General features: G+C 56.0%; 11 protein-coding genes. 9 read left to right on the top strand and 2 right to left on the bottom strand.

What is annotated here, in order from left to right:
- The first annotated feature begins 9 nt into the window (after positions 1 to 9).
- The 7 genes from RCF31_RS22255 (at position 10) to RCF31_RS22225 (ending at position 8289) form a co-directional block, all read left to right on the top strand.
- On the top strand, positions 10 to 1416 hold the full coding sequence (locus tag RCF31_RS22255; RefSeq protein WP_416413442.1) for an FAD/NAD(P)-binding protein: 1407 nt from the start codon (positions 10 to 12) through the stop codon (positions 1414 to 1416).
- Positions 1417 to 1493: 77 nt separating this feature from the next.
- The gene (locus tag RCF31_RS22250; protein WP_416413441.1) at positions 1494 to 2885 is read left to right on the top strand and encodes an LLM class flavin-dependent oxidoreductase; all 1392 of its coding nucleotides are present in this window, start codon (positions 1494 to 1496) and stop codon (positions 2883 to 2885) included.
- Positions 2882 to 3901 (top strand): methionine ABC transporter ATP-binding protein, encoded by a 1020-nt coding sequence (locus tag RCF31_RS22245; RefSeq protein WP_416413439.1) that lies wholly within the window; start codon positions 2882 to 2884, stop codon positions 3899 to 3901. Before RCF31_RS22250 ends, RCF31_RS22245 begins: the two co-directional genes overlap by 4 nt.
- Entirely contained in the window at positions 3898 to 4596 is a 699-nt protein-coding gene (locus tag RCF31_RS22240; protein ID WP_416413437.1) for a methionine ABC transporter permease, read from the top strand. The genes RCF31_RS22245 and RCF31_RS22240 overlap by 4 nt, the downstream gene beginning before the upstream one ends.
- Positions 4593 to 5468, top strand: a complete 876-nt coding sequence (locus RCF31_RS22235; protein WP_299450429.1) for a MetQ/NlpA family ABC transporter substrate-binding protein — start codon at positions 4593 to 4595, stop codon at positions 5466 to 5468. Before RCF31_RS22240 ends, RCF31_RS22235 begins: the two co-directional genes overlap by 4 nt.
- 175 nt (positions 5469 to 5643) lie before the next feature.
- Positions 5644 to 7077, top strand: a complete 1434-nt coding sequence (locus tag RCF31_RS22230; RefSeq protein ID WP_416413435.1) for an MFS transporter — start codon at positions 5644 to 5646, stop codon at positions 7075 to 7077.
- 3 nt (positions 7078 to 7080) lie between these two features.
- On the top strand, positions 7081 to 8289 hold the full coding sequence (locus RCF31_RS22225; protein WP_416413433.1) for an acyl-CoA dehydrogenase family protein: 1209 nt from the start codon (positions 7081 to 7083) through the stop codon (positions 8287 to 8289).
- 80 nt (positions 8290 to 8369) lie between these two features.
- On the opposite strand, the gene RCF31_RS22220 is transcribed toward RCF31_RS22225, so the two are convergent.
- The gene (locus RCF31_RS22220; RefSeq protein ID WP_416413431.1) at positions 8370 to 9326 is read right to left on the bottom strand and encodes a sulfonate ABC transporter substrate-binding protein; all 957 of its coding nucleotides are present in this window, start codon (positions 9324 to 9326) and stop codon (positions 8370 to 8372) included.
- Positions 9327 to 9590: 264 nt separating this feature from the next.
- Here RCF31_RS22220 and RCF31_RS22215 point away from each other — a divergent pair, with 264 nt between their 5' ends.
- Both RCF31_RS22215 and RCF31_RS22210 read left to right on the top strand, forming a co-directional pair.
- Positions 9591 to 11642 (top strand): FUSC family protein, encoded by a 2052-nt coding sequence (locus RCF31_RS22215; RefSeq protein WP_416413429.1) that lies wholly within the window; start codon positions 9591 to 9593, stop codon positions 11640 to 11642.
- On the top strand, positions 11639 to 12334 hold the full coding sequence (locus tag RCF31_RS22210) for an aspartate/glutamate racemase family protein (RefSeq protein WP_299450416.1): 696 nt from the start codon (positions 11639 to 11641) through the stop codon (positions 12332 to 12334). Before RCF31_RS22215 ends, RCF31_RS22210 begins: the two co-directional genes overlap by 4 nt.
- Here the strand turns inward: RCF31_RS22210 and RCF31_RS22205 are convergent.
- Positions 12295 to 12531: a hypothetical protein gene (locus RCF31_RS22205; RefSeq protein ID WP_416413427.1), complete on the bottom strand. Its 237-nt coding sequence runs from the start codon at positions 12529 to 12531 to the stop codon at positions 12295 to 12297. The two genes, RCF31_RS22210 and RCF31_RS22205, sit on opposite strands and share 40 nt — an antisense overlap.
- Positions 12532 to 12549: the final 18 nt, after the last annotated feature.

The raw sequence follows: 12549 nt of genomic DNA, 5'->3' as shown, positions 1-12549 counted from the left end.
GACAAGGCGATGCAGACACCGCATGTGATTATCGTTGGAGGCGGGTTCAGTGGTACGGCGCTTGCGATTCATCTTGCCCGAACTGCGACGACGCCCCTGCGCGTGACAGTGGTTGAACCAAGAGACAGCCTCGGCGCTGGCGTGGCTTATTCGACCCGGGAGCCTGCGCATCGCATCAACGTACCCGCTGCGCGTATGCAACTGAGCGGTGACGAGCAGGGCGCTTTCGACCGCTGGTATCGTCAGCAACCCGAATGTTCACTGGATTCAGTAGCGCATTGCGCTGATGGCGCGGTTTACCCACAACGTGGGATGTTTGGTCGCTATCTGGCGGAGCAATTTGCGCAGGCAGCCTTACAACATCCACAGGTGGCATTGCAGCACATTCAGGCCAGCGCCATCGCCTGGGAAGGGGAGCGACTGCTGCTGAGCAACGGGAAAGCGCTACAAGGCGATGTACTGGCATTGGCGATCAGCCATCCGCCACCGGCACTGCCACGCGCCTTACTCCCTTTTGCGGCACATCCGGCATTGATTGCCAATCCCTGGCTACCGGGAGTGCTGGATAACATTGCCGTGAATGCCTCGATCGCGATTATCGGTACCGGCCTGAGTATGGCGGATGTGGTGGCATCGCTGGCAACGCGTCAGCATCACGGGCCGTTGCTGGCGTTCTCACGTCGTGGGCAACTGTCGCGTGCCAATCTGAGCGGAGACTGGCCGGAGTGGACGCTTGCTCCGCAGCAGCAACCGAGCGTACGGCAGTGGCTACACCATATCCGTGCGGAAGTCGCACGTGCCGCCGAACAACAATTGCCGTGGCAGCGCGTGCTGGATGAAGTGCGCGTGCAGGGACAGGATATCTGGCAGTCCTTGCCGCTACGGGAGCAGCAACGTTTTGTGCGTCATCTGCGTTCATGGTGGGATGTCCATCGTTACCGCATCGCGCCACAGGTGGCGGCGGCCATAACTGAACGCCAGCAGGTGGGCAGCCTGCGCGTGTTAGCCGCACGCCTGATCAGAATCGATGCCGGCGAGAAGCAACTGAGAATTCAGCTGCGTACGCGCCATGGCGCGACGGAAAATCACCAACTCGATCATCTGATTGTCACGACCGGCCCCGGCCATGAGGCATTGACCGCCAGCCAGCCGTTGCTAAAGTCGCTCTGTCAACAGGGCATCATTCGCGCCGATGCGCTGGGATTTGGCATTGATGTCGATCGCCACTCCCATACGCTGACGCAATCCGGCCAGCCGAACGCCGGGTTGTTCGTTGTCGGCCCGGCAGCCCGCGCGCGCTTTGGTGAGCTGATGGGCTTGCCGCAGGTGGCTGATCATGCCGCTGACGTCGCACGCCAGATTCTGGCATCGCTGCCACTCACTCACGCGGAGCGATGTCCCCCTTTCGCCCCTTAATTCCCCAACATTTCCCAAAAAATTAACTGACGAACGCCGGGTCGCACAGCGATCACGGCCTCGCTATGGAGATTGCTATGCCATCGCAACGTGAAATTCGCCTGAATGCTTTTGATATGAACTGTGTCGGACACCAGTCGCCGGGCCTGTGGGCGCACCCGCGTGACCGTTCCTGGCAATATAAAGACCTGGAATATTGGGTCGATTTAGCCCGCCTGCTGGAGCGCGGAAAATTCGATGGGCTGTTTATCGCCGATGTGCTGGGTGTTTACGATGTCCTTAACGGTAATGGTGATGCGGCCATTCGCCAGGCGACACAGGTTCCAGTGAACGATCCGCTGGCGTTGATTACGCCGATGGCGCTGGTGACCGAGCATCTGGGGTTTGGGCTGACGGCATCGTTGTCGTTTGAACACCCTTATCCGTTTGCCCGCCGTCTCTCGACACTCGATCATCTGACCAAAGGGCGTATCGGCTGGAATATTGTCACGTCGTACCTGGAGAGTGGCGCGCGCAATATCGGTCATAAAGCGCAAACCGATCACGACAGCCGTTACGACTATGCCGACGAGTATTTGCAGGTTGTTTATAAACTGCTGGAAGGCAGCTGGGAAGCGGACGCGGTGCTGCGTGACCGCGAACGGCGTATCTTCAGCGACCCACGCAAAATTCATCCTATCAACCACCAGGGCACCTTCTTTAGCGTGCCGGGCATTCACCTTTGCGAACCCTCTCCACAACGCACGCCGGTATTGTATCAGGCAGGGGCTTCCAGCCGGGGCAAGCAATTTGCGGCGGAACACGCTGAATGCGTATTCGTGGCTGCACCCTCCAAAGTGCTACTGAAGAAAACCGTGGCGGACATTCGTCGTCGCGCGGCAGAAGCGGGGCGCGATCCGCGCAGCATTCTGATCTTTAACCTGCAAACGGTGATTGTCGGTGAAACCGATAAAGCGGCGCAGGCGAAATGGCAGGAATACAAAAATTGGGTGAGCTACGAAGGTGCGCTGGCGCTGGTATCAGGCTGGACCGGTATCGACTTCGGTCAGTACCAACCGGATCAGGTGCTGAAGTATCTGCACACCAACGCCATCCAGTCGGCGGTTGAAACTTTCTCAACGGCTGACCCCAATCGCCAGTGGACGGTTGCCGCGCTGGCGGAGTGGGTTGGCATTGGTGGCTTTGGCCCACTGCTGGTCGGCAGTGCGGTAACGGTAGCCGATGAACTGCAAAGCTGGGTGGAAGAAACTGACGTCGATGGCTTTAACCTGGCGTATGCGCTGACTCACGAAACCTTCGAGGATGTGGTGGAGCTGCTGATCCCTGAGCTGCAAAAACGTGGCGCATATAAGCAGGACTACGCCAGCGGCACACTGCGTGAAAAATTGTTCGCTGCGGGGCCACAGTTGCAGGCACCGCATCCCGGGGCCGGTTACCGCGTGCAGTCTGTACCGCAGGAGGTCATATGATCGAAATCGACGCGCTGAGTAAGCGCTATCGCGCCCCCGATGGCCGGGTGACCGAGGTACTGAAGTCGATCAGCCTTGAAGTCCAGCCCGGCAACATCACGGCGGTGGTCGGGCCAAGTGGCGCAGGGAAATCGACGCTGGCGAAATGCATCAGCCTGCTGGAACAGCCGAGTGCGGGTAGCATCCGCGTTAATGGTCACGATCTTTCACGTCTGAGTGGTGAGGTGCTGCGGCGTGAACGACGTGCCATCGGGACAGTGTTTCAGTCTTCCGCATTATTGCAGCGTAAATCAGCGTGGGAAAACGTCGCGCTGCCACTGCGTTATCTCGGGGTGGTTGAACGCGATATCGCCGCACGGGTAGGGGAGTTGCTGGAAAACGTCGGACTGAGTCATAAAGCCCGCGCTTTTCCCGGGCAGCTTTCCGGTGGACAGCGTCAGCGCATTGGTATCGCCCGTGCGCTGGCGTTGCGTCCCTCGGTATTACTGGCCGATGAAGCGACATCCGGCCTTGACCCGGAAGCCACCGTCACCATTCTCGACCTGCTGCGCAGGCTACGTGATGAATATCGTCTGGCAATCGTATTAATCACCCATGAGATGGACGCGGTGCGCCGTGCGGCAGACGCCGTCGCGGAGATTCGTGACGGGCAGATTGTGCATTACGGCGTGGTGAAACAATTGCTGGCGCAGCCTGATTCGCGCCTGGCACAGCAGTTGTTGCCGCTGGCTCCACAGCCCGCGTCATCAGAACTGGTACTGCAACTCAGCTATCGCACCGATGTGCCGGTCGCCAGTGACTGGATATCGCGGCTGAGCCAGCAATTCGCGCTGCGTATCGATCTGTTGGGGGCGCACGTTGAGCAGGTTAATGGCCTGCAGCTGGGACGATTGCAGGTTGGTGTGCATTTCCAGCGTGAGCGTGTGTCGCTATCGCATCTACTCAACCAACTGGAACAGCTGGGGTTGAGTGCCAGCGTGGTCGCGGGTGTAACGATGCTGAAGGAGGCGGTATGAGCGTCTCGGTGATGAGTCAGGATACCCCGTGGAACGAGATCCCGGCGCTGATGCTGCCTGCCATCGGTGAAACCGCGTTAATGGTCGGTATCGTGATGTTGTTTGTCGTAACCTGCGGCGGGGTTGTAGGGGGGGTGCTGTTTAACACCTCCGCGCGGGGGCTGTTTCCCCATCGTGGTGTAAATCGGGTACTGAGCTGGATCGTCAATATGGGGCGTTCGTTGCCTTTTCTGGTACTGATGGCAGCGATTATCCCATTCACCTTCTGGCTCACTGGCACCACCATCGGCATTCCGGCGGCGGTGGTGCCGATGATCGCGGCGGGTATCCCATTTTTTGGCCGCCTGGTGGATAACGCGCTGCGTGAATTGCCGGGAGAAGTGACGGCCGTGGGCCTGGTATGCGGTGGTTCGCGCTGGCAGATCATTCGCCAGGCGCAGCTGAGTGAAGCCCTGCCAGCCATCGTCGCCGCCATCACCCTCAACCTGATTTCCATGATCGAGTATTCCGCGATTGCCGGCACCATCGGCGCAGGCGGGATTGGCTATCTGGCGGTGGTGTACGGCTACCAGCGTTTTGATAACCACATCATGATTGCCACCATCGTGGTGCTGATCTCCTTTATTCAAACGATTCAATTTCTCGGTGACCGCCTGGTTACCGCATTACGCCATCCTCAGGGGACATCGCTATGACAACACAGGAATTTGAGTTACGTAAAACCCGCCGCTGGCCGTGGCTGCTACTGATTATAGTGGTCATTGCTGGCGCGGCGGCGACATGGTTCTGGCGTAGCCAGCAACCACAAGCAGTAGTGTTTGGCTCCACGTTAAAAATTCACTATGAACCGGCGATGGCAGGCGAGCAGAAGCTGATTGAGTTTGTGAACGACCATATCGCGCCAGATTATGGTTTGAAGCTGGAGGCGGTAGGGGTTCAGGACCCGGTACAGGCCGATCGGGCAGTGGCCGAGGGACAATACGCCGCCACGGTTTACCAGCACCAATGGTGGCTGAAGCAGGTGGTGGATGCGAATAATTTTGCCCTGACGCCTGCGCTGCCGTTGTTCCAGTGGGCATTTGGTATCTATTCGGATCGTTATCGCTCGGTAGAAGACTTGCCACAGGGTGCCACCATTGTCGTGCCGGATGATGGGGCGAACCAGGGGCAGGCGCTGTGGCTGTTGGCACGCCAGGGGTTGATCACTCTCGACCCGAATGTCGAGCCCCGTACGGCAAAACTGAAAAACATCACCGGCAATCCGCATAATTTTGTGTTCAAAGAGCTGGATTTGCTGACGATGCCGCGTGCGCTGAACTCCGTTGACGCCGCAATTGGTTATGTATCGCAGTTTGATGCCGGTAAAGTGCCACGCGACAAAGGGATTTTGTTCCCGCCCGCACCACGGACTTTTGCCTCGCAGCTGGTGATCGGCACGCCGTATCTGTCGCAGGAGAATATCGAAAAGCTGAAAAAAGCGTTTTCTGACCCCCGCTTACAACAATGGTTAAAAACTACCAATGATCCACTGGTAAAAGGTGTTTTGGTGCCGGTATCCGCTGACTAAACCCACATTTTATCCGACTTACCCGGTCACGCGAGGCGTGACCGGGCTTTTGTGTTTTTTATTTGTTTATGTTATTGATATATAACAAATTAATATCCATATTTGTTGTTTTGCATCGCTGGATTTAACGCCTATAACAACCTCACCTGCATAACTAAAAACATCGTGAGGCGTTATGAGTACCATCCCTTTAGAAAACACCTTGCCGGTTTCAGAGCCGGTTCGTTCGGTCAGCGATGTCGCGCGGCTGATCAACACCCGCAGTGAGAAAAACAACTATGCCCGCATGATTGTGTTTCTTGCGCTTGGTGGCGTCTTCCTCGACGCCTATGATCTCACTACGCTGTCATACGGTATTGATGACGTGGTGCGCGAATTCCAGATCTCTCCTTTTATTACCGGGCTGGTGACCTCATCGATCATGGTCGGGACCATCGTCGGTAACCTGATTGGCGGCTGGCTGACCGATAAATATGGCCGCTACTCGGTATTTATGGCCGACATGCTGTTCTTCGTGGTGTCGGCCATTGCTGCCGGGCTGGCACCCAATGTCTGGGTACTGATTGGTGCACGCTTCCTGATGGGCATTGGCGTGGGGATTGATTTGCCCGTGGCGATGTCGTACCTGGCGGAATTTTCCAAATTCGCCGGGAAAGGCAACAAAGCCGCCCGGCTCGCCGCCTGGTGTCCGATGTGGTATGCCGCATCGACACTTTGCTTCCTGCTGATCTTCGGTCTCTATTTCCTGTTACCGAAAGAACACCTCGACTGGCTGTGGCGTGCTTCGCTGTTGTTTGGCGCAGTACCTGCCTTGCTGATCATTGCGGTGCGCAGCAAATTTATGAACGAATCCCCACTGTGGGCGGCCAATCAGGGTGACCTGAAATCGGCGGTACGTATCCTGCGTGATTCTTACGGCATCCATGCCCATGAAGCGGAACCAGAAGCGCCTCCGGCATCAGCCGCGCCAAAGGTGAGTTTCCGCGTATTGTTTCAAAAACCGTGGCGTGAACGCACCATCGTGGCTGGGGTGATGAACATCTGCATCTCGTTTGAATACACCGCGATTGCTTTCTTCCTGCCGTCGATTCTGGCGCAATTTCTCGGCGCAGGCGTATTTGAAACTATTTCGGCCTCGCTCGGCCTGAATGCATTGTTCGCCTTCACCGGCGGCCTGCTGGGCATGCGTCTGGCGTGGAAGTATCCGTCGCGTCATGTGGCGATCGCTGGATTTGCCCTGCAATTCTTCGCCCTGATTGCGCTGGCGTTGATTGGTCATCCCGAGGCGGTCGCGGGCATCGTGTTTGCCGTGCTGATGTTGGGTTTGTGGCTGTTTGCCGAAGGTTTTGGTCCGGGGGCGCAGTTGATGGTCTATCCGGCGTTGTCTTATCCCACATCGATTCGTGCCACCGGCGTTGGTTTCAGTCGCGCGTTGTCTGGCATTGGTAGCGCTCTCGCGCTGTTTATTCTGCCGATGCTGCAATCGGCGCTCGGTACCAACATGTTCTGGGTGGTGTCACTCAGCGCGCTTATCCCGATCTTCTTTCTGCTGGCGGTGCGCCATGAGCCAACCCGTCACGATATCGATGACCTTTCTCCTCAGGAGTAAACTATGACCTTACTTGCCACAGGCACTGATTACACCCAGCTTGCCGCCCATTTCCGCCCGGTGTTTGCCCGCATCGCGACGGGTGCTGCCGACCGCGAACGTCACCGCACGCTACCGGATGCCCCCCTGCAATGGTTGAAAGAGGCGGGTTTTGGCACGGTACGTATCCCACGTGAAAAAGGTGGCTGGGGGGCATCACTCCCGCAGCTGTTCCAGTTGCTGACCGAACTGGCCGAAGCGGATTCCAATCTGCCACAGGCGCTGCGCGCACATTTTGCCTTTGTCGAAGATCGACTGAATCAGCCGGATAGTCAGGAACGTGATGGCTGGTTCCGCCGTTTTATCGATGGCGAGCTGGTGGGCAGCGGGTGGACGGAAATTGGCACGGTTAAACTGGGTGATGTTGTTACCCGCGTCACGCCGAATGAAAAAGGCTGGACGCTCAACGGCGAGAAGTTTTACAGCACCGGTACCCTGTTTGCCGACTGGATTGATGTCTATGCACGGCGCAATGACAACCAGGGCGATGTGATTGCCCTGGTCAGCACCCATCAACCCGGCGTGAGTCGTGAAGATGACTGGGATGGTTTCGGGCAGCGCTTAACCGGCAGCGGCACCACGCGTTTTGAGAACGCCTATGTTGAGCAGCAGCATGTGTTCGATTTTGCCGAGCGCTTCCGCTATCAAACCGCGTTCTATCAACATGTATTGCTGGCGACGCTGGCCGGTATTGCCCGTGCGACCGCGCGGGATGCGGCACAGGGGGTGGCGGCTCGCCAGAGGATTTACAGCCACAGCAACGGCAGCGCGTCACGTCAGGATGTGCAGGTGTTGCAGGTGGTCGGTGAAGTGACCAGCCTGGCCTTTGCCGTGGAGGCGACGGTGATCCGCGCGGCACATTCACTGCAATCAGCATATGAAGCGCATATCAGCGCTGATGAGGATTACATCAACGCCGTCAATGCAGAGGCGGAAGCCGAAGCCGGACAGGCGCAGGTGATTGCCAGTGAACTGGTGCCCCGTGCCGCGACAGAATTGTTCAATGCGCTGGGGGCGTCCGATACCCGTCTGAGCAAAGCGCTGGACCGCCACTGGCGTAACGCCCGTACCGTGGCTTCCCACAATCCGGTGATCTACAAAGCACGCGATATTGGCGACTGGAAGGTGAATGGCACACCACCGACAGCCATCTGGCAAATCGGCGGGGTGTAGCGGCGTGATTTATCACGCAATTCCGCGCGCGGTGTTGGAAAATACCGCGCGATAAATTGCGCAGCTAAGGTATGTGCAAATTATTGGGTTGCTTTTTTATCCAGCGACCAGGTTGCGCTGCGTACGTCCACCTTCACCGGCAGCAGGCCGACACGGGTAAAACTATCCGCCAGAGCCTGCTGTTCAGCAAATACCTGCGGTGTCATGCGTTGCGCGCCATAGGGCAGGCGTGCCAGCGTGGTTTGCCAGATAGCTTTATCCAGCCCGGTTGATTTTGACAGAATCGCAGCGGCATCATCCTGGTGCTGGTTAGCCCAGTCGCTAAGCTTACTCAGCTCATCTACCACCTGTTGCGCCGCTTGTGGATACGTTTCCGCAAAATGACGGCTGGCGAGATAGAAGGTGTAATGTGGTACCAGGCCTTCGGCATTGCGCACCTGACGTGCGCCGGTATGCGCTTCCACTTCGGCGAGGAACGGATCCCAGATCACCCAGGCATCAATCGCACCTTTCTGGAACGCAGCACGGGCATCGGCGGGAGGCAGATAAACCGGTTTGATATCTTTGTAGCTTAGCCCGGCTTCTTCCAGCGCTTTCACCAGCAGATAATTGACGTCCGAGCCTTTATTCAGACCAACGCGTTTGCCTTTGAGATCGGCCACGCTTTTGATTGGTGAATCGTTGGGTACCACGATTGCTTCCGTTTTCGGATTAGCCGGTGAATGCGCGAGGTAGACCAAATCCGCTTTAGCCGCCTGAGCGAAGGCCGGTGGCGCATCCCCGGTAGCGGCGAGATCGATACTGCCGACGTTCAGTCCTTCCAGCATTTGTGGTCCGGCAGGAAATTCGACCCAGCGAACGTTAATCCCTTCTTTTTTAAAGGTGTCATCCAGCGAGCCACGGTATTTCAGCAGCGCGAAGATATTGGCTTTCTGATAACCGATAGTGACGGTTTGCGGATTCGCCGCGAAGCTGTGTGCGGAGAGCAGCCCAAGGCTTAACGCCAGCGTGCTTAATACATGCGTTTTACGTTTCATCGTTGTTCTCTCGTGGTTTTTTCACCACCATAGCAAAGCGCATATATAACCAATAAATAACTATTTTTGATCGCTTATAACTTTATTTGCTGATTTGTTCACATTCACTGTAATCAGTAAAGCGGGAAAAATGTTGCGCGGAATTTCCATAGATGCCCATATAATTAGCACGGTAATAATTTGTATAACAAATCAAAATGCCAACCACAGAGGCTTCTGCCAGGATAGAGTTCCTCCCTGCCTGCTCAAGGTCTTTTAAGCTTTATGAAGTGGTTTTCTCAAAGCGCAGTGTTGTTTTCTGCCAAAACCTGTCTTGCTGCCTTTCTGGCTTTTTACATTGCTCTGGAACTCAATCTCGATAAACCGGCCTGGTCGCTGACTACAGTGTACGTTGCTTCCCAGCTCTACTCCGCTTCAACGGTGTCGAAATCGATCTTCCGTTTCTTTGGTACGCTGTTGGGTGGCCTGTTCACGCTGCTGATCTACCCGGCTACGGTGCAGGATCCGATGCTATTCAGCCTCGCAATCTCGCTGTGGGTGGCGGTCTGCCTCTATCTGTCGTTGCACGACCGCACGCCGAAAAGTTATGTATTTATGCTGGCGGGATATAGCGCAGCCATCATGGGGTTCCCCGATGTGACGTCACCGGCGTCGATTACTTACACCGTCATCTCACGTATTGAAGAAATCACGGTGGCGATTGTGTGCAGCAGCCTGGTGCATCGCCTGATTATGCCGGTGTCGATGCGTCATCTGCTGGAGCAGAGCGTCAGCCAGTGGTATCAGAACGCACGCAATCTGTGCCGTGAGCTGGTAACCGCGATGCCAGCCGAGAAGACGGTTGAACGGGAAGGCATCCTGATTCAGATGGCGAACTACCCGCTGAATGTGGAAACGCTGATTACCCATTGTGTCTATGAAGGAGACTCCGCGCGTCGTCTGGTGCGTCTGGTCAGCGTGCAATATCAACATCTCTCTTATCTGATTCCGACGCTGACAGCCATTGAGTCGCGGCTTAACCTGCTGGCACAACAGAACATTCTTTTCCCCGAATATGTTGCGCAGGCGTTTCAGCAATTCCTGCTGTGGCTGAATGGTGATGACGATCAACCGGTGCATGCCAATCTGGTGGCGGCGCAGGATCAACTGAAGCAGGCATGGGAAGAGGGCAGGTTGAACAGCGAGGAGAGCATTTTATTGCTCGGATTGCTGGAACGGTTGCTGAACTTTGTGCGCATCGCCCATGCTTACCACAGCGTCAGCGAGCGTGTGAGTGAGTGGACACCAACGGTGAAACCCGGAAAAACCGTGGCTCGTACCCATCGGCATATCGACAAAGGTTTGTTGCTGCTCTCATCCTTTACCGCGTTTATCGCCACTTTTGCCACCTGTCTGTTCTGGATCGGCAGTGGCTGGGTGGATGGTTCGACCGCGCCGATGATGGCGGCGGTGCTGTGTTCATTCTTTGCCGGAATGGATAGCCCGATCGCCCCCATGAAGTTGTTCCTGAAAGGGGTGATCATTGCGGTAGCCATCAGTCTGATGTACATCGTGTTTCTTATCCCACAGGCCATCACCTTTGAAGCGTTGATCCTTTGTCTGGCCCCAGGTTTGCTGGCACTGGGATTGGTGATCGCCAATCCTTCCACTAACCTGATTGGCCTGATCGTCGCGACGCAGATACCCGGTTTTATCGGCATGAGCCATCATTTCAAACCTGATCTGCTGCTTATAGTGAACGCTGTGCTCTCCACCATGCTGGGTATCGTCTTTGGGGTGGTGATTACCGCCTTGATCCGTAATAAACGGCCATCGTGGACGGCGAAACGCGCGATGCGGAAAGGTATCCGCGAGCTGCTGCAATTTCTTTCGGCGATGCGGCTTAATGGCGTAACCCTGTCGATGCGTCAGCAATTTGTGGCACGCACGCTGGATAAGGTGAATGTGATCCTGCCACGTAAACGCGTTGATCCGGTGCCGGACCTGGTGGCGGGGGGAAACCTGATTGCTGAAGCCTGGCTGGGAGCTAATTGCTATGACTTCTATACACGTCATCAGACCTTACTGGCAGCGCATAACATTGATAGTGGAGCGATGTTTCACGAGCTGAGTCTGTTCCTGAAACAGCGTCTGAAGTCGCTGCAAACCCAGCCGCAAGCGGCATTGTTGCTGGAGCTGAACCGTTTGTTGCTGGGACTGGAGGCGGGGGCGTTACAGGATCGCGCTCTGTTTGTCCCGCTGTTCCATTTATTTAATATTCGGTTATCGTTATTTCCGACGGCACGATGGCCGGACAAAACAAAGGACGCACAATGAAACTGATCGGTCTGATTGGTGGGATGAGCTGGGAATCAACCGCGCTGTATTACCGCATTATCAATGAGCAGGTGAAGCAGCAACTGGGTGGATTGCACTCTGCGCGTAGCTTGATGTACAGCGTCGATTTTCAGGAAATCGAGAAAATGCAGATGGCCGGAGAATGGGAAAAAGCCGGAGAGATGCTGGCCGCTGCCGCCGTCAGTCTGGAGCAGGGTGGAGCGGATTTCATCGTGCTTTGTACCAATACCATGCATAAAGTGGCTCATCAGATCACGGAGGCGGTGCAGATTCCACTGCTGCACATTGCTGACGCCACGGCGGAGCGTATTCGTCACTCAGGGGTAAAACGCGTGGGGTTGCTGGCAACAGCATTCACTATGGAACAGGATTTCTATAAAGGTCGCCTGCAACAGCAGTACGGCATCGAGGTACTGGTGCCCGCCGCTGCGCAACGCAAAGTGGTACACGACATCATCTATCAGGAATTGTGTCTCGGTGTGATTCGCGATGAATCGCGGGCGCAGTATCGCGAGATTATCGCGCAGCTGGTGGCTGATGGCGCTGAAGCTATCATTCTCGGTTGTACCGAAATCACCCTGCTGGTCAAACCGGAAGATGCGACAGTGCCGTTGTTCGATACCACGCTGATTCATGCGCAGGATGCGGTGAAGCTGGCGCTTTCAGCGTAAGCGCTTTTCCCTGCGCTGCTTTTCTGCTGCCTCATTTCTCTGGCGTAAGGTCTGTAAAAATACCTGAAACGCCAGAGAAAGTTGGGTGTTCCCACCACCGCCAGGCGCAGCTCGGGGCCAATACGCGAGGCGATCATATCCTGTTCCACCTGCTCATTGATAATGCGGTAATACAGCGCGGTTGATTCCCAGCTCATCTCGAAGCATTTATGAAT

Origin of the sequence: Pantoea sp. App145 (assembly GCF_047947045.1) — a bacterium.
In the GTDB taxonomy this organism is placed as follows: domain Bacteria; phylum Pseudomonadota; class Gammaproteobacteria; order Enterobacterales; family Enterobacteriaceae; genus Pantoea.
Note: the sequence above shows the minus strand (reverse complement) of the source record. Positions and strands in the feature narration are given on the sequence as shown.